The organism is Mycobacterium sp. (assembly GCF_035314905.1).
Taxonomy (GTDB): Bacteria; Actinomycetota; Actinomycetes; order Mycobacteriales; family Mycobacteriaceae; genus Mycobacterium.
In genome coordinates this window covers 1-17,070 of record NZ_DATFYW010000111.1, presented here as the reverse complement: position 1 = coordinate 17,070, position 17,070 = coordinate 1, and the positions used below count along the sequence as shown (strand labels likewise).

Annotated in this window: 19 protein-coding genes and 1 pseudogene; 13 read left to right on the top strand and 7 right to left on the bottom strand. The window is 66.2% G+C overall.

Features of this window, described 5'->3' with window-relative positions; translation table 11 throughout:
* A partial coding sequence (locus VKG81_RS09355; RefSeq protein ID WP_324395651.1) for a DUF302 domain-containing protein occupies window positions 1–524 on the bottom strand: 524 nt, incomplete at its 3' end.
* Between the two features lie 168 nt (window positions 525–692).
* On the opposite strand from VKG81_RS09355, the gene VKG81_RS09350 reads away from it, so the two are divergent.
* The 5 genes from VKG81_RS09350 (at window position 693) to VKG81_RS09330 (ending at window position 5,212) form a co-directional block, all read left to right on the top strand.
* A complete protein-coding gene (locus tag VKG81_RS09350) occupies window positions 693–1,223 on the top strand; it encodes a helix-turn-helix domain-containing protein (RefSeq protein WP_324395650.1) in 531 nt (176 codons plus the stop codon).
* Window positions 1,224–1,382: 159 nt separating this feature from the next.
* Window positions 1,383–1,685, top strand: a complete 303-nt coding sequence (locus VKG81_RS09345) for a hypothetical protein (protein ID WP_324395649.1) — start codon at window positions 1,383–1,385, stop codon at window positions 1,683–1,685.
* On the top strand, window positions 1,682–2,503 hold the full coding sequence (locus VKG81_RS09340) for a hypothetical protein (RefSeq protein WP_324395648.1): 822 nt from the start codon (window positions 1,682–1,684) through the stop codon (window positions 2,501–2,503). Before VKG81_RS09345 ends, VKG81_RS09340 begins: the two co-directional genes overlap by 4 nt.
* A 43-nt stretch (window positions 2,504–2,546) precedes the next feature.
* A complete protein-coding gene (locus tag VKG81_RS09335; protein ID WP_324395647.1) occupies window positions 2,547–4,463 on the top strand; it encodes a fumarate reductase/succinate dehydrogenase flavoprotein subunit in 1,917 nt (638 codons plus the stop codon).
* Window positions 4,464–4,465: 2 nt separating this feature from the next.
* Window positions 4,466–5,212, top strand: coding sequence for a succinate dehydrogenase/fumarate reductase iron-sulfur subunit (locus VKG81_RS09330; protein WP_324395646.1), 747 nt, complete (start codon window positions 4,466–4,468; stop codon window positions 5,210–5,212).
* A gap of 15 nt (window positions 5,213–5,227) precedes the next feature.
* Here the strand turns inward: VKG81_RS09330 and VKG81_RS09325 are convergent, their stop codons facing one another.
* Window positions 5,228–5,713 carry a flavin reductase family protein gene (locus tag VKG81_RS09325; RefSeq protein WP_324395645.1) on the bottom strand — a complete coding sequence of 162 codons (486 nt, stop codon included), beginning with the start codon at window positions 5,711–5,713 and terminating at the stop codon, window positions 5,228–5,230.
* A 309-nt stretch (window positions 5,714–6,022) separates the two neighbouring features.
* On the opposite strand from VKG81_RS09325, the gene VKG81_RS09320 reads away from it, so the two are divergent.
* Window positions 6,023–7,858 carry an acyl-CoA dehydrogenase gene (locus VKG81_RS09320; RefSeq protein ID WP_324395644.1) on the top strand — a complete coding sequence of 612 codons (1,836 nt, stop codon included), beginning with the start codon at window positions 6,023–6,025 and terminating at the stop codon, window positions 7,856–7,858.
* 213 nt (window positions 7,859–8,071) lie between these two features.
* Here the strand turns inward: VKG81_RS09320 and VKG81_RS09315 are convergent, their stop codons facing one another.
* Window positions 8,072–9,376 (bottom strand): acetyl-CoA C-acetyltransferase, encoded by a 1,305-nt coding sequence (locus tag VKG81_RS09315; protein ID WP_324395643.1) that lies wholly within the window; start codon window positions 9,374–9,376, stop codon window positions 8,072–8,074.
* Window positions 9,377–9,482: 106 nt separating this feature from the next.
* Between VKG81_RS09315 and VKG81_RS09310 the strand changes: the two genes are divergently transcribed.
* Both VKG81_RS09310 and VKG81_RS09305 read left to right on the top strand, forming a co-directional pair.
* Window positions 9,483–10,835 carry a 3-oxoacyl-ACP reductase gene (locus VKG81_RS09310; protein ID WP_324395642.1) on the top strand — a complete coding sequence of 451 codons (1,353 nt, stop codon included), beginning with the start codon at window positions 9,483–9,485 and terminating at the stop codon, window positions 10,833–10,835.
* Between the two features lie 10 nt (window positions 10,836–10,845).
* The gene (locus VKG81_RS09305; RefSeq protein ID WP_324395641.1) at window positions 10,846–11,697 is read left to right on the top strand and encodes a MaoC/PaaZ C-terminal domain-containing protein; all 852 of its coding nucleotides are present in this window, start codon (window positions 10,846–10,848) and stop codon (window positions 11,695–11,697) included.
* 111 nt (window positions 11,698–11,808) lie between these two features.
* Here the strand turns inward: VKG81_RS09305 and VKG81_RS09300 are convergent, their stop codons facing one another.
* Both VKG81_RS09300 and VKG81_RS09295 read right to left on the bottom strand, forming a co-directional pair.
* The gene (locus VKG81_RS09300; protein ID WP_324395640.1) at window positions 11,809–12,453 is read right to left on the bottom strand and encodes a TetR/AcrR family transcriptional regulator; all 645 of its coding nucleotides are present in this window, start codon (window positions 12,451–12,453) and stop codon (window positions 11,809–11,811) included.
* A 52-nt stretch (window positions 12,454–12,505) separates the two neighbouring features.
* On the bottom strand, window positions 12,506–13,672 hold the full coding sequence (locus VKG81_RS09295) for a glycoside hydrolase family 3 N-terminal domain-containing protein (protein ID WP_324395638.1): 1,167 nt from the start codon (window positions 13,670–13,672) through the stop codon (window positions 12,506–12,508).
* A gap of 124 nt (window positions 13,673–13,796) precedes the next feature.
* Between VKG81_RS09295 and VKG81_RS09290 the strand changes: the two genes are divergently transcribed.
* Window positions 13,797–14,666 carry an LLM class F420-dependent oxidoreductase gene (locus VKG81_RS09290; RefSeq protein WP_324395637.1) on the top strand — a complete coding sequence of 290 codons (870 nt, stop codon included), beginning with the start codon at window positions 13,797–13,799 and terminating at the stop codon, window positions 14,664–14,666.
* Window positions 14,667–14,689: 23 nt separating this feature from the next.
* Window positions 14,690–15,019, top strand: coding sequence for an MTH1187 family thiamine-binding protein (locus VKG81_RS09285; RefSeq protein WP_324395636.1), 330 nt, complete (start codon window positions 14,690–14,692; stop codon window positions 15,017–15,019).
* Here the strand turns inward: VKG81_RS09285 and VKG81_RS09280 are convergent.
* A complete protein-coding gene (locus tag VKG81_RS09280) occupies window positions 15,001–15,408 on the bottom strand; it encodes a DUF732 domain-containing protein (RefSeq protein WP_324395635.1) in 408 nt (135 codons plus the stop codon). The two genes, VKG81_RS09285 and VKG81_RS09280, sit on opposite strands and share 19 nt — an antisense overlap.
* Before the next feature lie 607 nt (window positions 15,409–16,015).
* Here VKG81_RS09280 and VKG81_RS09275 point away from each other — a divergent pair.
* The 3 genes and pseudogenes from VKG81_RS09275 to VKG81_RS09270 all read left to right on the top strand — a co-directional run bounded on the left by VKG81_RS09275 (window position 16,016) and on the right by VKG81_RS09270 (window position 16,765).
* On the top strand, window positions 16,016–16,240 hold the full coding sequence (locus VKG81_RS09275; protein WP_324395634.1) for a glycosyltransferase 87 family protein: 225 nt from the start codon (window positions 16,016–16,018) through the stop codon (window positions 16,238–16,240).
* Window positions 16,213–16,311: pseudogene (locus VKG81_RS21510) on the top strand (hypothetical protein); the annotation flags it as partial. The gene VKG81_RS09275 and the pseudogene VKG81_RS21510, both read left to right, overlap by 28 nt.
* Before the next feature lie 82 nt (window positions 16,312–16,393).
* On the top strand, window positions 16,394–16,765 hold the full coding sequence (locus VKG81_RS09270) for a hypothetical protein (RefSeq protein ID WP_324395633.1): 372 nt from the start codon (window positions 16,394–16,396) through the stop codon (window positions 16,763–16,765).
* A gap of 7 nt (window positions 16,766–16,772) precedes the next feature.
* Here VKG81_RS09270 and VKG81_RS09265 read toward each other — a convergent pair.
* The coding region (locus VKG81_RS09265; protein ID WP_324395632.1) for a DUF6295 family protein at window positions 16,773–17,070 on the bottom strand (298 nt) is incomplete at its 5' end.

Genomic DNA, 17,070 nt, shown 5'->3' with positions numbered 1-17,070 from the left:
CCGGTGCCGAACGCCGCGTCGGCGTCCACGCCGGTCACCCGGAGCAGGGCGGCCACCTTCCGGTCGAGATCCCGCCCGACAGCGGTGATCGCGTCGGCGCCGAGGCCGCCGAACACCGTGCTGGGCTGGTCGATCGAGAAGACCGCGTTGTCGTCGGAATCGGCCGCAATGAGCACCCGCAGCGGTGCGTAGAGCAGCGCCCTGGGGTTGTGGCGGAACATGCTCTCGGCGATGACGTGATTGCCGAGCAGATACTCGACGGCCTTGGTGCGGTGCCCGGCCACCCCCACGAGCGGCATCGCGTCGATCGTCCAGTAGACCATCAGCCCGTTCGGGGCGTTGGCCGCCGCCGCGGCACGCACGTCGTCCCAGCTGCCGCCCTGCGCGATGACCCGGTAGGTGGCTTCGAAATCGAAGGGCGGAGCGGCTTTCTCGAACGCCCTTCGGAACTCGTCGAACGGCATGCCGGTCGAGACGTCGACTCGGGTCATGCTGTGCGCGTTGGCGGTGAAGTTCGCGGTCATGGCGTTTGGCCTCCCATGCGGGACGAGAACGATCACGCCGCGCACGTTCGGCGGCGCTCGCGGTCCCGATGATCGGCCGACCCCTTCCGATGGTTCGGTCACCGAACTTCAGGACGCTATGAGTCTATGGTTCGGTCACCGAACCCGCAAGATGGGATAATCGGCGACGTGGCCCTACCACGCGAGTACACAACCGAGAGTTGCCCGATCGCCCGATCACTGGAGGTGGTCGGGGAGCGCTGGACGCTGCTGATCATTCGCGACGCGTTCTACGGAGTGCGCCGATTCAGCGACTTTCACGGCCACCTGGGCATCCCCCGGGCCGTGCTGTCCGAGCGGCTTGCCTTCCTGGTCGGCCAGGATGTGCTGGTCAAGGTCGCCGGGCCGAACGGCCGTGACGAGTACGAGCTGACCGCCAGAGGGCTGCGGCTGTGGCCGACCATGTGGGCGCTCATCGGTTGGGGCAACGAGAACTTCTACGACGCGACGAAGCGGCGCACCTACCGGCACGATGGCTGCGGGGGCACCATCGGCGAAGACGGCGTGTGCTCCGGCTGCGGACAGCTTCCGGATGCGAATGAGCTCGTGGTGCACCCGCCGCGCCGGCCGCGGGACCCCGCGCCACGCGTGGACCCGATAACCCGGGCATTGCGACACCCGCACAAGCTTTTGGAGCCGATCAGGCCGGACGAGTCCTGACCCGCGCCATCCCCGGTCCGCGCGATGTCGAGCGGACCGAACGTCCCAGGTCAATGCGCTAATCGGGCAAACGTGACGGTTGTCACGTCTCCGACATGATGTGGCTAGCATCAGGTGTCGTACTGTGATCCGTGACACCGCGGTGTTTAAGGAGGTCCGTTGTCCAGCACAACCGAACTCGCCGAACTGCACCACCTGATCGGTGGCCTGCGCCGGTGCGTGACGTCGATGAAGTCCCGGTACGGTGACATTCCGGCCATGCGGCGCATCGTCAATGACGCGGACCGGCTACTGATCGACGTCGACCGGCTCGACATCGATGCGTCGGAGCTTGACCTCGATCGCTGCGCCGCGGACCTGCACACCGGCGAGAAGATCCCCGTCCCGGATACTCAGTACGACACCGACTTCTGGCGCGATGTCGACGACGAGGGCGTCGGCGGCCAGTGCGGTAGCCGATGAGCGCGCCGACCGCGGAGCGCACCGGTACCGGCGTCTTCTCGCCCACCCGCGCCGAGCTCCCGCAGCGCACGCTGCGCCGCGGCCTGTGGTGGTTGCCGAACCTGCTCACAGATCTCGGCCTGGCGGCCTTCGTCATCTACGCGACCGTGCGGGCGTTCTGGGGCAGCGCCTACTGGGTGCCTCAGTACCACTACTTGACCCCGTTCTACTCACCGTGCGTGAGCGCGTCGTGCGCACCGGGCGCCAGCCACCTCGGGGTGTGGTTCGGCCACTTCCCCGCGTGGATCCCGTTGGCGATCATCTCGCTGCCGTTCCTGCTGGCGTTCCGGTTGACCTGCTACTACTACCGCAAGGCCTATTACCGGTCTGTGTGGCAGTCGCCGCCGGGTTGCGCTGTGGCAGAACCGCATTCGCGCTATACGGGTGAGACGCGGCTGCCGCTGATAATCCAGAACGCCCACCGCTACTTCTTCTACGCGGCGCTGGTCATCTCGGTGATCAACACCTACGACGCGATCATGGCGTTCCATTCACCGTCCGGGTTCGGTTTCGGTTTGGGCAATGTCATTCTGGTCCTCAACGTGATCTTGCTGTGGGTGTACACGCTGTCCTGCCACTCGTGCCGGCACGTCACCGGAGGGCGGCTAAAGCACTTCTCGAAGCACCCGATCCGCTACTGGATGTGGACGCAGATCAGCAAGCTGAACACCAGGCACATGCTGTACGCGTGGATCACGCTCGGCACGCTGGTGCTCACCGACTTCTACGTCATGCTGGTGGCCAGCGGCACGATCTCCGATCTGCGATTCGTGGGTTAGCAAGCTTTCCCGTAACTGATTTAGATGATTCGAGCGAGGTTTCATGGTTGAAATCGAACGGCATTCCTACGACGTCGTCGTCATCGGTGCCGGCGGCTCGGGGTTGCGCGCAGTCATCGAGGCCCGTGAGCGCGGCCTTAAGGTGGCCGTGGTGTGCAAGTCGCTGTTCGGCAAGGCACACACCGTGATGGCTGAAGGCGGCTGCGCGGCTGCGATGGGCAACGCCAACCCGAAGGACAACTGGAAGGTCCACTTCGCCGACACGATGCGCGGCGGCAAGTTCCTCAACAACTGGCGGATGGCCGAACTCCACGCCAAAGAGGCAGCCGACCGGGTGTGGGAGCTGGAAACCTACGGCGCGCTGTTCGACCGGACGAAGGACGGGCGCATCAGCCAGCGCAACTTCGGCGGCCACACCTACGCACGGCTGGCCCACGTCGGCGACCGCACCGGGCTGGAGATCATCCGCACGCTGCAGCAGAAGATCGTCTCGCTGCAGCAGGAGGACTACGCGGAGCTCGGCGACTACGAGGCGCGCATCAAGGTGTTCGCCGAGTGCACGATCACCGATCTGCTCAAGGACGGCGACAGGATCGCGGGGGCGTTCGGGTACTGGCGCGAAAGCGGCCGGTTCGTCCTGTTCGACGCGCCGGCAATCGTGATGGCCACCGGCGGCATCGGCAAGTCCTACAAGGTGACGTCGAACTCGTGGGAGTACACCGGCGACGGGCACGCGCTGGCGCTGCGGGCCGGCGCCTCGTTGATCAACATGGAGTTCGTCCAGTTCCACCCCACCGGGATGGTGTGGCCGCCCAGCGTGAAAGGCATCCTCGTCACCGAGGGCGTGCGTGGCGACGGCGGCGTGCTGAAGAACTCCGAGGGCACCCGGTTCATGTTCGGCTACATCCCGCCGGTCTTCAAAGGTCAGTACGCCGAGAGCGAAGCAGAAGCCGACCAATGGCTCAAGGACAACGACTCGGCGCGGCGCACACCAGATCTGCTCCCCCGCGACGAGGTCGCCCGGGCCATCAACTCCGAGGTCAAGGCGGGCCGCAATTCGCCGCACGGCGGGGTCTTCCTCGACATCGCGTCGCGGCTGCCCGCGGAGGAGATCAAGCGCCGGCTGCCGTCGATGTATCACCAGTTCATGGAGCTGGCCGAGGTCGACATCACCAGGGAGGCGATGGAGGTCGGCCCGACGTGCCATTACGTGATGGGCGGCATCGAGGTCGACCCTGACAGCGGCGCGGCGACCGTGCCGGGGCTGTTCGCGGCGGGTGAGTGCTCCGGCGGCATGCACGGCTCCAACCGGCTCGGCGGCAACTCCCTGTCCGACCTGCTGGTGTTCGGCCGGCGCGCCGGGCTGGGCGCCGCGGACTACGTGCGCGCTGTCGAGCAACGCCCTTCGGTGCGTGAAGACGCCGTGAACGCCGCGGCAAAGCTCGCGTTGGCGCCGTTCGAGGGCCCGTCCAACGGCGCGGCGCCGGAGAACCCGTACACGCTGCAGCTGAACCTGCAGGACACGATGAACGAGCTGGTCGGCATCATCCGCAACGCCGACGAGATCACCGAGGCCATGGGAAAGCTCTCCGACCTGCGCGAGCGGTTCAAGAACCTTCAGGTGGAGGGGCACCGGCAGTTCAACCCCGGCTGGCACCTGGCGATCGATCTGCGCAACATGCTGCTGGTCAGCGAATGTGTCGCCAAGGCCGCACTGGAGCGCACCGAGAGCCGCGGCGGCCATACCCGCGACGATCATCCGTCGATGGACCCCACCTGGCGCGAGACACTGCTGGTCTGCCGCGCCGAGGGTGGCGACGCCGTGGTGCCCGACGTCAGCGTGACGCGGGAGCCACAGGTGCCGATGCGGCCCGACCTGCTGGAGCTGTTCGAGATCTCCGAACTCGAGAAGTACTTCACCGGCGAAGAACTGTCCGACCATCCAGGACGGAGAACGTAGATATGGCGTACAACGCGAGCCTTCGGGTCTGGCGTGGTGACGAGGCCGGCGGTGAGCTGCGGGACTTCACCGTCGAGGTCAATGAGGGTGAGGTGGTGCTCGACATCATCCACCGCCTGCAGCAGACGCAGGTGCCCGACCTGGCGGTGCGCTGGAACTGCAAGGCCGGCAAGTGCGGCTCCTGCTCGGCAGAGGTCAATGGCCGCCCCAGGCTCATGTGCATGACCCGGATGTCGACGTTCGGCGAGGATGAGGTCGTGACCGTCACCCCGCTGCGGACCTTTCCGGTGATCCGCGACCTGGTCACCGATGTGTCGCTCAACTACGAAAAGGCCAGAGAGATCCCGTCGTTTACGCCTCCGAAGGAACTGCAGCCGGGCGAGTACCGGATGATGCAGGAGGACGTCGACCGCTCGCAGGAGTTCCGCAAGTGCATCGAGTGCTTCTTGTGCCAGAACACGTGCCACGTCATCCGCGACCATGAGGAGAACAAGAAGGTCTTCGCCGGCCCGAGGTATCTGATGCGCATCGCCGAACTCGAGATGCACCCGCTGGACACCCTGGACCGCCGCGAGTTGGCGCAGAACAAGGAAGGCCTGGGCTACTGCAACATCACCAAATGCTGCACCGAGGTGTGCCCCGAAAACATCAAGATCACCGACAACGCGTTGATTCCGATGAAGGAGCGGGTGGTCGACCGCAAGTACGACCCGGTGGTGTGGTTGGGCAACAAGCTCTTTCGCCGGTAGTCGCCCGTTGGGGCATTAGGCTCCAAGCCGACGGAAGGTGCTGCGGTGAAAGATGATCGGCGCCACATCCGCGTGGACGGTGATGTCGTTGACCCGCAGGATGACGATCGTGTGGTCCCCGGCCGGGATGAGCTGTTCGATGGTGCTCTCCACCCAGACGCTGGTGCCCTCGATGAAGACCGCGCCGTTCTCGGTGGACACCGTCTGCAAGCCTGCGAATCGGTCGCCGGTGCGGGCGGCCAGCGCCCTGGCGGCGTCGTCATGCGACTCGCCGAGCACGCTGATGCCGAGCCGGGGGCGATCCTTCAGTTTCGGCCATGTGGTTGACGTGTTCTGCACGCAGAACGACACCAGCGGGGGTTCCAGTGACACCGGCACGAACGTGCTCGCAGCAAGGCCGACGCGGGTGCCCTCGATGTCGGCCGCGATCGCGATGACACCGGACGGGAAGTGGCCGAACGCTTCGCGCAGCGACGCCTGCGTCAGCTTGCTGGTGCCCATACTGTCCTCCGGCGATAACCCTACGCGGGAGCCACGGCTCAGCGGTATCTCTGTGCGCTGCCCCCAGCGGGCCGTCACGTCGGCTTGCGTTGGCGCACATGACCGCATCACCAGGGCTGCGTGACTCGGCATCACTCCAGGTCAGCACGCTGAACTCGGCCCTGAGCGCACCCGGCGACACGCGATGTTAATTAGCTCACACAAGTTTTGGAATAAGTTACCGCCGGGTATAGTTCCAAGTGTTACTGGTGGGTAACTTAGACGAAAGTACCCAACCATCAGGCGGCGTTCTCAATGAGGAGGCACAACGTGAGCCACTACAAGAGCAACGTACGGGACGATGCTTTCAACCTGTTCGACGTCTTCGGCGTCGACACCGTGTTCGGTGAGGGCAAGTACAGCGACCTCGACACCGAGACCGCCCGGGAGATGCTGGCCGAGCTGGCGCGGCTGGCCGAGGGCCCGATCGCCGAGTCGTTCGCTGATGCGGACCGCAACCCACCGGTGTTCGACCCGCAGACCCACTCGGTTTCATTGCCCGAGTCCTTCAAGAAGTCAGTGCACGCCGTGCTCGAGGCCGGTTGGGACAAGGTCGGGATCGCCGAGGAGCTCGGCGGCACGCCGATGCCCAGGGCCCTGGTCTGGGCACTGCACGAGATGATCCTGGGCGCCAACCCCGCCGTGTGGATGTACGCCGGCGGCGCTGGTTTCGCCAACATTCTCTACAACCTCGGCACCGAGGAACAGAAGAAGTGGGCTGTCCTCGCCGCCGAGCGCGGCTGGGGCTCCACGATGGTGCTCACCGAGCCCGACGCGGGCTCCGACGTCGGTGCCGCCCGCACCAAGGCCATCAGGCAGGACGACGGCTCCTGGCACATCGACGGCGTCAAGCGCTTCATCACGTCCGGTGACTCCGGCGACCTGTTCGAGAACATCTTCCACCTGGTGCTCGCCCGCCCCGAGGGCGCCGGCCCCGGCACCAAGGGTCTGTCGCTGTTCTTCGTGCCGAAGTTCCTCTTCGACTCCGAGACCGGCGAGATCGGTGAGCGCAACGGCGTTTTCGTCACCAACGTCGAGCACAAGATGGGTCTGAAGGTCTCGGCGACGTGCGAGTTGTCGTTCGGGCAACACGGTGTTCCGGCCAAGGGCTGGTTGGTCGGCGAGGTGCACAACGGCATCGCGCAGATGTTCGAGGTCATCGAGCAGGCTCGCATGATGGTCGGCACCAAGGCGATCGCCACGCTCTCCACGGGTTACCTGAACGCACTGGAGTACGCCAAGACCCGCGTACAGGGTGCGGACTTGACGCAGATGACCAACAAGTCCGCGCCGCGCGTGACGATCACGCACCACCCCGACGTGCGTCGCAGCCTGATGACGCAGAAGGCCTACGCGGAGGGTCTGCGCGCGCTCTACACCTATACCGCCACGTATCAGGACGAGGCGGTGGCCAAGGCGGTCCACGACGTGGACGCCGACCTGGCGGTGCGGGTCAATGACCTGCTTCTGCCGGTGGTCAAGGGTGTCGGGTCCGAGCAGGCCTACGCCAAGCTGACCGAGAGCCTGCAGACCTACGGCGGCTCGGGCTTCTTGCAGGACTACCCGATCGAGCAGTACATCCGCGACTCGAAGATCGACTCGCTGTACGAGGGCACCACCGCCATCCAGGCGCAGGACTTCTTCTTCCGCAAGATCGTCCGCGACCAGGGCGTGGCGCTTGCCCACGTGGCGGCCCAGATTGAGGCCTTCGTCAAGAACGAGTCGGGCAACGGCCGACTGAAGGCCGAGCGTGAGCTGCTGGCCACCGCGTTGGCCGACGTGCAGGGCATGGCCGCATCGCTGACGGGCTACCTGATGGCTGCCCAGGAAGAGCCGGCGAGCCTGTACAAGGTGGGCCTTGGCTCGGTGCGGTTCCTGATGGCGGTCGGCGACCTGCTGATCGGCTGGCTGCTGCAGCGTCAGGCCGCGGTGGCCATCGACAAGCTCGATGCCGGCGCGACCGGCGCGGATCGCGACTTCTACGAGGGCAAGGTGGGTGTGGCGTCGTTCTTCGCGAAGAACTTCCTGCCGCTGCTGACCAGCACCCGCACGGTCATCGACAACCTCGACAACGAGGTGATGGAGCTGCCCGAAGCGGCGTTCTGATCGCCTCGGCGATCCGTCGCGAGCGACGCAAGAGGTGACCGCCGCTGGCCCCCCTCATGCCAGCGGCGGTCAAGCTACCCGGCTCGGGATCACAATCGCGACGTGGATGCCCCGTGTCGACGTCGGGTCGGGGGGTCAGACGGCAACACGGGGCTGCCCGGTTTATCGGTCAATCCGGCGGACCCGTTACACGCTCGCGGCCCGTATCTTGGGTCAGGCTTGCAGGATTGCGGCAACGCCCTGGCCACCAGCGGCGCAGATCGAGATCAAGCCCCGAACGGTGCCCGTGCCCGCTTCCCTCTTCTTCTGCGCCAATTGCTTTGCCAACTGCGCGATGATGCGTCCGCCCGTCGCGGCGAACGGGTGACCCGCCGCGATGGAGGATCCGTTGACGTTGAGCTTGGCCCGGTCGATCGACCCGAGCGCGGCGTCCAGCCCCAGCCGCTCCTTGCAGTACTCCTCGGACTCCCAGGCCTGCAGGTGGCACAGCACCACCGACGCGAACGCCTCGTGGACTTCGTAGAAGTCGAAGTCCTGCAGACTCAGGCCGTTGCGGGCCAGCAGTCGCGGCACCGCGTACGTCGGCGCCATCAGTAGGCCGTCCGCCCCGTTCACGTAGTCGACCGCCGCGGTCTCCGCATCGACGAAGTAGGCCAGCGGCTCGAGTCCGCGCGCGGCGGCCCACTCCTCGCTCGACAGCAGCGCCACGGACGCACCGTCGGTCAGCGGCGTCGAATTGCCCGCGGTCATCGTCGCATCGCCGGCTTTCACGCCGAACACCGGCTTCAGTTTGGCCAGCTTCTCCGCCGACGAATCCGGCCGCAGATTGCTGTCGCGATACAGCCCCAGGAAAGGTGTGACGAGGTCGTCGAAGAACCCGCGGTCGTATGCCGCGGTCATGTTGCGATGGCTCGCCGCCGCCAACTCGTCCTGGTCGACGCGCTTGATCCCCATCTTCTTGGTGGTGATGGCCTGATGCTCGCCCATCGACAGGCCGGTGCGGGGCTCGCTGTTGGCCGGGATCTCGACGCCCAGCGACGCGGGCAGCTTGCCGAGCAGCTTCAACCGGTCGAGGTTGGACTTGGACCGCCGCAGAGATAGCAGCGTCCGGCGCAGGTTGTCGCCGAGCCCGATCGGCGCGTCCGAGGTGGTGTCCACCCCACCGGCCGCGGCGACCCCGTAGCGGCCTGCGGCGATACCGTCGGCCGCCGCGATCGCAGCCTGCAGTCCGGTGCCGCACGCCTGCTGAAGGTCGAACGCCGGCGTGTACGACGACAGCGAGCTGCCCAGCACACATTCGCGCATCAAGTTGAAGTCCCGGCTGTGTTTGAGCACCGCGCCGCCGATCACCGCGCCTAGGCGCTCACCGCTCAGGTTGAAGCGGTCGATCAGGCCCCCCAGGGCGGCGGTGAACATGTCCTTGTTGGACGCTTCCGCGTATGCACCGTCGGATCGGGCAAACGGAATTCGGTTGCCGCCCAGCACCGCTACCCGTTGGCCGGTTCTGCTATTCGCCACGTTGCCTCCACTGCTAGTCCGGATCGGCACCCATATTACCCACTGTTCTTACTCTGGAGTAAGTTCGATTATGACAGCCAGTTCGCGCGACACGAAAGGCAGCTCCGTGGCTTCCGACCTGTACTCGCAAATCGTCAATTCGGCACCCGGCTCGTTCTTGGCCAAGCAGCTTGGCGTACCTCAACCTCCGACACTGCGACGCTACCGCCCCGGCGTTTCGCCCCTGCCGGGGACGCTGCTGATCGGCGGCGACGGCCGCGTCGTCGAACCGCTGCGAAGCGCGTTGGCCGAAGACTACGACGTGGTGTCCAACAACCTCGGCGGACGCTGGGCCGACTCGTTCGGCGGTCTCGTGTTCGACGCGACGGGGATCACCACGCCCGGGGACCTGACCGCGCTGCACGAGTTCTTCACACCCCTGCTTCGCAACCTCGCACCGTCTGGCCGCGTCGCGGTCGTCGGCACCACCCCTGATCAGTCGGGCAGCGTCGACGAGCGGATTGCGCAGCGGGCGCTGGAGGGCTTCACCCGCTCGCTGGCCAAGGAGCTCCGCGCCGGCGCCACCGCACAGCTGGTTTACCTGTCTCCCGATGCGAAGCCTGCCGCGACCGGCCTGGAATCCACGATGCGGTTCATCCTGTCCGGCAAGTCCGCCTACGTCGACGGGCAGGTGTTCTACATCGGCGCCGCCGACGCGACACCGCCGGCCGACTGGGACAAGCCGCTGGACGGTCGGGTCGCGATCGTCACCGGCGCGGCCCGTGGCATCGGCGCGTGCATCGCTGAAGTGTTCGCCCGCGACGGCGCCCGAGTGGTCGCTGTCGACGTCGACTCGGCCGCCGAGCCGCTTGCCGAGCTGGCCACCAGGGTCGGTGGCACCGCGCTGACGCTCGACGTGACCGCAGACGATGCGGTGGACCGGATCGCCGAGCACCTGCGCGGGCACTACGACGGTCGGGCGGACATCCTGGTGAACAACGCCGGCATCACCCGCGACAAACTGTTGGCCAACATGGACGACGCGCGGTGGGGCGCCGTGCTGGCCGTGAACCTTCTCGCACCTAAACGCCTCACCGAAGGTCTGGTCGACAAGGGCTCGATCGGCGATGGTGGCCGGGTGGTGGGCCTGTCCTCGATGGCAGGTATCGCGGGCAACCGTGGTCAAACCAACTACGCCACCACGAAGGCCGGCATGATCGGCCTCACTCAGGCGTTGGCTCCGGTCCTCTACGACAAGGGGATCACGATAAACGCGGTCGCCCCCGGTTTCATCGAGACCAAGATGACGGCCGCGATTCCGCTGGCCACCCGTGAGGTCGGCCGCCGGCTGAATTCGCTGCTGCAGGGCGGCCGGCCGGTCGACGTCGCCGAGACCATCGCCTACTTCGCGAGCCCGGCTTCCAACGCCGTGACCGGCAACGTGATCCGGGTCTGCGGCCAGGCCATGATGGGCGCCTAGGGTGAGCACCGTGACCGAACACTCCCAGCCGAGCGGCCTGCGCAACCTGCTGCGCGCCGCGGCAGGCGCGCTGCCGTTCATCCCGCGCGGCGACGAGCCGCCAGACCGCACCGTCCGCATCGAGGGCCTTGAGATCGACCGGGCGAACGTCGCGGAATATGCCGCTGTCACCGGCTTGCGCTACGGCGATCACGTGCCGCTGACCTATCCGTTCGCGCTGACCTTTCCCATCGTGATGTCGTTGGTGACCAGCTTCGACTTCCCCTTCGCCGCAATGGGTTCGGTGCACACGAAGAACGACATTACCCAGTACAAGCCGATTTGCGTCACCGACACCGTCGACGTCAAGACGCGCGCGGAGAACCTGCGCGAGCACCGCAGGGGTCTGCTGATCGATGTGGTCACCGACGTCTGCGTCGGCAATGACACCGCGTGGCATCAGGTCACGACTTTTCTGCATCAGCAGCGCACCAGCCTCTCCGACGAGCCGAAGCCCGCGCCGCAGAAGCAGCCCAAGCTGCCGCCGCCGAACGGCATTTTGAGCATCACACCTGGACAGATTCGCCGCTACGCGTCGGTAAGCGGCGATCACAACCCGATCCACACCAACCCGATCGCGGCGAGGCTGTTCGGCTTTCCAGCCGTGATAGCCCACGGAATGTTCAGCGCCGCTGCGGTTTTGGCGAACATCGAGGGCCAACTTCCCGACGCCGTCCGGTATTCGGTGCGGTTCGGTAAACCGGTGCTGCTGCCCGCCAGGGTTGGCCTCTACGTTGAGAGGGACGCCAAGGGTTGGGAGCTGGCACTGCGCAATCCGTCGAAGGGGTACCCCTATCTGACGGGGAAGGTCAGCGCGCTGTAGGCCGGTGCCGCGATCGCCACATGCGAATCGACGACACGCGACTACTCTTGCACGAGTAGTCGCGTGAGGCAAGACAATGGCCGCGCCCGTCGCGTTAACGCGCCCGTGTGATTACCGCGAGCCCGCCGCCATCCTCGGGCCGGCGCCGTGGTCCTTCGCGCTGTCGCTGGGCTTGCCCTTCAGGCCGCGCCAGGTGAGGTTGATCATCAATTCGGCCGCGTCGTCCACATCGATGTCGCCGGTGCTCACACGCGTCGCGATCGCCTCGCCGGCGCCGACGAGCGCCACGGCGGTCATGTTGAAGTCGGTACCCGGCTCGGGGTTCCGGGTTCCGGACTCCAACAACCTGGCCACCATGTCGATGACCTGCTCCCGGCCCTCGCGGACCTGCTGGAAGAATATCTGCGAGCTGGTGGCCTGCTGGTACAGCACTATCCACGACGCCCGGTTCTCGTCGATGTGCCGAAAAAACGACAGAATTGTGTTGCGCAGTAGATCTTTCGGACTCTGCTCCACGTTGATGTCCGCGCGCACTGCGTCGATGAACCGGCCCATCTCCCTGGTCAGGCACGCGCCGAACAACTCCTCCTTGGAACCGTAGTACAGGTAGAGCATCGGTTTGGAGATCTGCGCCTCGGCCGCGATCGCGTCCATCGACGTCTCGTGATATCCCTTCAGCGAGAACATCTGTACCGCGGCGTCGAGCATCTGCTGTTCACGGACGGCGCGCGGCAACCGCTTGGTCCCACCTGCCATTCGTGAACCTTCCGTCGACGTCCTTACTCAAGAGTAAGCAATGGCGCGCCCGTCAACGACCGCAACGTGGATTTGGCCCTTTCGCTGCGGCCATCCGCAGCACCGAGGCGTCGACGTTGGTCATGCTCAATTCGCCGCCGGCCACCGCCGACTCCAGCCGGTCGAGCACCGCGGGCACCTCGGTGGTGGTGACCCACAGCGCGGTGTCGGCGCCGGCCTGCAGGGCCTCCAACACCGCCTCGGCGACGCCGAGGCGGTCGCTGATCGCCTTCATGCTGGACAGGTCGTCGGTGAACACCGGCCCGTCGAACGGTGGGCCACCGTATCCGGTTCCGTTGCGCAGCAGGCCCACGGCGTCCGGGCTCAGGCTGGCGGGATCGCTGCCCGTCAAACCCGGTACCTGCAGGTGCCCGATCATCACGCCCACCGGGGCCTGCGTCACCAGCGTCCGGTACGGCACGAGGTCCACGTCCTGCAGGTCCGCCAGCGGTGGTGTCACGACGCCGCCGGCGTGCGAGTCGCCGGACCCGCGCCCGTGTCCCGGGAAGTGTTTGAGCACCGGCAGCAGCCCGGCGTCGCGCAGCCCGTGGGCGTACGCGCCGGCGTAGGTCGTGACCATCGCCGGGTCGGCGGAAAACGACCGGTCCCCGATCACCGTGTCGGCGGGGGCGTCGGTGACGTCGACCACCGGCGCCAAATCGATGGTGATGCCGAGGTTGCGCATCCTGCGGCCGCGGTCCAGCGCAAGCTGGTAGACCTGATCCGGTGTCTGGGTCTGGGCCAGCACCCGGGCCGACGGCGACGAGCCGATCAGCGACGACAACCGCGACACCCGGCCGCCCTCCTCGTCGACGCTGACGGCCAGCGCCAGCGGCCCGGCCGATCCGGCGATGTCGGGAAGCGACCCGTCGGTCAGCATCGACAAATCGGTCCAGCTGCCGATGAAGATTCCACCGACGTGCTGGTTGGCCACCACGGCGCGCGCGTCGGCGGCGCCGGTCACCCCGACCATCAGCAGCTGCGCGAGCTTGTCGCGGGTCGACATCGACGCCAACAATGCCGAACCCTCGCCGCAGCTCGGCAGTTGGTTCACCGCGGTCGACGGGGCGGCGGGGGCAGGTGGTGGGGACGCCGCAGCGGGCCGCCCGCTCGCAGGCGAGCACGCCAGGACTAACGCCGGCAGCGCGAGGATGGCCGCGATACTGCGTGGGAACGGCATCGTGATCTCCCGTCGCTTCGCTCGCCCCGGAAAGGCCATGCTGTCATGCCCGGGTTGTGGTCGACGGCACCGCCCCGTCGCGACCGGGCGGATTACGTTCATCAACTGCGGGTACAACGGGCACATGAGGATCGGAGTGGTGTACCCGCAGACGGAGCTCGGCGGCGACGCCGGAGCGGTGCGCGCCTACGGCGAGCGCGTGGAGGAACTCGGATACACGCACGTGCTGGCCTACGACCACGTCGTCGGCGCGGACCCCGCGGTGTACAAGGGCTGGAACGGGCCGTACGACATCAACACGACCTTCCACGAACCGTTCGTTATGTTCGGCTACCTCGCCGCGGTGACCACTTCAACCGAGCTCGTCACCGGTGTCATCATCCTGCCGCAGCGCCAGGCCGTGCTGGTGGCCAAGCAAGCGACCGAGGTGGATCTGCTCAGCGGTGGGAGACTTCGCCTGGGAGTCGGGGTGGGTTGGAATCCGGTGGAGTACGAGGCCCTCGGTGAGGATTTCACGACCCGGGGCAAGCGCTCAGAAGAGCAGGTCGAGTTGATGCGCATGCTCTGGACGCAACGATCGGTCACCTACCAGGGCACGTATCACCGCGTCACCGGTGCGGGGCTGGCGCCGCTGCCGATCCAGCGGCCGATACCGGTGTGGTTCGGCGCGCAATCCCCGCGGGCCTATCGACGGGCCGGGCGCCTCGGTGACGGCTGGTTCCCGCAGATGCAACCCGGTCCGCAGCTCGAGGACGCGCGTCGTATCGTCTCGGAGGCGGCCACCGAAGCCGGCCGGGACCCCGCGGCCCTCGGCATGGACGGCCGCATCGGCTGGAGCCGTGATGCCGAGGAGATGGCCGAGGCGCTACAGGGTTGGGTCGACGCCGGAGCCACCCACGTGTCGATCAACACCATGGGCGCAGGTTTGACATCGGTCGACGATCACCTCGACGCCCTCACCTCGGCTGCCGAGGTTGCGAAAGCTTTTAGCTGATAACGTGATTCGGTGAGTTCCTGATGTCGGTCCTGGTCGCCTTCTCCGTCACGCCACTTGGTGTCGGCGAGAGTGTCGGTGAGATCGTTGCCGAAGCGGTGAGAGTCGTCCGGGACTCGGGTCTGCCCAACAAGACTGATTCGATGTTCACCGAGATCGAAGGCGACACGTGGGACGAGGTGATGACCGTCGTGCGACAGGCCGTGCAAGCCGTTGCCGCCCGCGCCCCACGCGTCAGCACGGTCATCAAGGTCGACTGGCGGCCCGGTGCTACCGCGGCGATGACGCGCAAAGTTGAGGCGGTGGAGGACTACCTTTCCACCTCAACCGCGCATCACAAGCCCGGCAGTTGAAACGCGTTCGCGAAGTCGCCGTTTGCGAACGACGTCATCATCGACGGGCAGTACATGGATATGGCGATGCTGGTGAATAACCCCGCCATGTTCGCCGATAGGCCGTTCTGCCCCGACATGTTCGACGCGACGGTTGCGAAGTTCCCGCCCGGCTGGGCGAGCATCGGACAAATCGACTGGCCCAGTGAAACGGCGGTCCCTGGGTCGTTGTAGGGAACGCCGGCGTTGTTGAGCGCGTTGAGGAAGGCGTCCTGGATCGGGTCCGCGTGCGCGGGCGCCACCGACGTTGCGACGGCGGTGATGACACCGACGGACACCAGTAACGGAGCCGCGATCGCGCGACCCGATCCGGGCTGAAGCCATTTGCGCCTGGCGGTCTGGGCGGTCATGTCGGACTCCTCAATATCGGCGGCGCAGGAATAACACAGGAATAACATCTGTTAACTCCCAGAACACTGCTCGACAACAGTCACATTTGCAACACGAACGCGTCACTCTTCGCACTCTATGCGTTTCCTTCCGGGTTGCTGTGCGGCCCCGATGCCACGCTTGTGGGTTTTGCCTGGTTACCGCGGTTGTGCTCCGGCTGTAACGGGCACGATGTGCGACCGGCGGGAGCAATCGCCTACCGTGAAGTCTTTACCGAGATGGTGGGGGCGCGCAACGGTGGATCAGACGGTAACGGCGAACGTGCAACCGAATGTCGAACCCGGCGGGAGTGTTTCCCGCCGGGTTCGACGTGTCGGACCGGCCGCATTGGTGGTCGCTTTCCTGCTCTACGTTGCGGCGTATCTGGCCATCGGAAGCCCTCCAGGTCGACCTGTCGGTGTACCGATTCGGGGCAGCGCGGGTCCTGCACGGGCTCGACCTGTATTCGGTCGGTTACACCGGCAAGCCCGATGAGTTGCTGTTCATTTACCCGCCGTTCGCGGCACTTTTCTTCATCCCGTTGACGAGCACTCGATCGACATCCTCTCGCTGCTCGCGATCTGCGCCTTGCTGACCTACGTCGTGCAGCGGAGCCTGAAGTGCCTGGGATTCAACGCCGCTCGCGGCCTGTGGAGCTTGACCGCTCTTCTGGTCGCGGTATGTGCCTGGCTCGAGCCCGTCAGGCTGACGGCCCGGCTCGGGCAAATCAACCTGATGCTTCTCGCTGTCGTGGTTGCCGATCTGCTGGGTCTCGGCAAGCGCAAGTGGGCCGGTGCCGGCATCGGGGGATAGTGGCCGGGATCAAACTCACCCCGGCAATCTTCATCGTCTTCCTGGTGCTGATCGGACGTGTGCGCGCCGCGGTCGTTGCGGCGGCGACACTTCTCGCCACCGTCGTCCTCGGATTTGCTTTTCTTCCCGGTTCTCGCGATAGCAGTCGTGGGGATGGCTTCGACCGCGGTGTCGCCGTTCAGCTGGAGTCACCACTGGGTGTGGTTCGTCCCCCTCGTTGCCCACCTCGGCTACCGCGCTTGCGTACTGCGTTCGGCGTTGTCCGCGTGGGCGATGCGGCTCCTGGGCGCACTGTGCGGCGCCTGGTTCGTCGCGTTTCCGGGCGGCACGCCGCAAGCCGGCGTGCTGTCGCTGCGGCCGGGCGGCATGTGGAATGAAATCATCCCCGCCACGTATGTTTTCGTCTTCGTGGCAGTCTGCGCTGGCACCGCGGTCTGGTTGTTGCGGACCGGCACAGCTCGGCCGCCGGCGCCGGGAAACGCGCCCCGCCGAGCAGCCGAACCGGTTGGCGTCGAAGCGCTTTAGTTCTAGGTCATTGATTCTTGGATGCCAGACCGCCGGGGGCGCGGGCGATGGCGCGCTGGATCGCGTCGGCGAGTGCGAGCGCCGTCTCTTCGGTGAGTTCGAGCGCAACGCGTGCCGACGGGCCGATCTGCGGGTTGAGCACGTCGATGTTCACGGTGTGCCCGTAGGGGGCGTGCACCGGATGATCGACGTACACCGTCGCCTGCGTGGCGGCGAACCAACCCGTTGCGCCCTTACCGCTGCCGTCCAGCTCGATCTTTTCCGTCAGATAGGTGCACACGATCAGCCCTCCAGGTACTTCCCGA